Source organism: Priestia sp. SIMBA_032 (assembly GCF_046535215.1).
Lineage (GTDB): Bacteria > Bacillota > Bacilli > Bacillales > Bacillaceae_H > Priestia > Priestia aryabhattai.
The window spans coordinates 1-243 of record NZ_JAWRXD010001378.1; the positions used below are offsets into that span (position 1 = coordinate 1).

Below are 243 nucleotides of genomic sequence, written 5' to 3' on the forward strand. Positions count from 1 at the left end.
GGAGCTGTTCGAGCGCGGGGCGCTGCACCTCGGGGTTCACCAGTTCGATCTGATCCCAATCCGGTGAGGCCGAAAGCAGTGCCGGGTTGTGATCGAGGGCATTCGCAACCTTCGTCTGCCCGGCCTCGGAGGCGGCGAGCCAGGTGACGAATGTCGTCGCGGCCGCCTGCACCTGGGAGCTCGTGCTGACGCCGAGGGCGAGGTCGGGGTCCTTGTACAGCAAGCCCGTGTTGCCCTTGCCCG

General features: G+C 67.5%; 1 protein-coding gene. It reads right to left on the bottom strand.

The window, feature by feature from the left end; genetic code table 11:
• The coding region (locus SB717_RS38840; RefSeq protein ID WP_410908587.1) for a hypothetical protein at positions 1 to 243 on the bottom strand (243 nt) is incomplete at both ends.